We start from the raw sequence: 612 nt of genomic DNA, 5'->3' as shown, positions 1-612 counted from the left end.
ACGAGGTTGAGTACCTGACTACCGGTGGAAACCGCAGACAAGCCTGAAGTGGAGCCAAAGCGCCCCACTACCAGAAGATCTACTGCGCCGTAAGCGGCCTGCAGCACCAGCGCACCCAGAATGGGCAGCATGAAAAAGGCGAGCTTTGGCAAAATGCGGCCTTGGGTAAAATCGGTCTTATCGTTTTTCAAGAGAATCTTTCCTTTCGCACATAATAGCATAGAATTTTTCCAGCGTTTGGATGGTGCACGCTGCATCCTCCTCGGAAATGCCGTCCAGATACGGGAGCAGTTGCGAGAAGTAGTCCGTATTGTACTTCTGGGAAAGCGCTTGCCCGCTCTCGGTGAGGAACAGATAGGTCACGCGGCCATCTTCAGCGGACACCTGTTTTCTCAGATACCCTTTGTGCTCCATCTCTTTTACGGTACGGGTCACACCGGGGCGGGGCAGATTCAGCGCATCGCTGAGATCAGAGATCTTCGGCCAGATGCCACGGGTCTGCAATTTCTGAATAACATCCAGACACTGGATATAGGAGGATGTCACACCCTCCGGCAGGGCAGGCAGCATCTCCCGTGCCCGCTTTGCCAGATAGCAGGCATCCAGCAGCTG

The 612-nt window shown here is 54.4% G+C and carries 1 protein-coding gene and 1 pseudogene; both read right to left on the bottom strand.

The features are described 5' to 3' along the window. Positions 1-191: pseudogene (locus C4N24_RS15075) on the bottom strand (MATE family efflux transporter); the annotation flags it as partial. Further along, on the bottom strand, positions 178-612 hold a 435-nt coding region (locus C4N24_RS15070), incomplete at its 5' end, for a MarR family winged helix-turn-helix transcriptional regulator (protein ID WP_242983306.1). The gene C4N24_RS15070 and the pseudogene C4N24_RS15075, both read right to left, overlap by 14 nt.

Source organism: Faecalibacterium prausnitzii (assembly GCF_003287405.1).
GTDB lineage: Bacteria > Bacillota > Clostridia > Oscillospirales > Ruminococcaceae > Faecalibacterium > Faecalibacterium intestinale.
The sequence above is the reverse complement of the archived record's forward strand: the minus strand, read 5'-3'. Positions and strand labels throughout refer to the sequence as shown.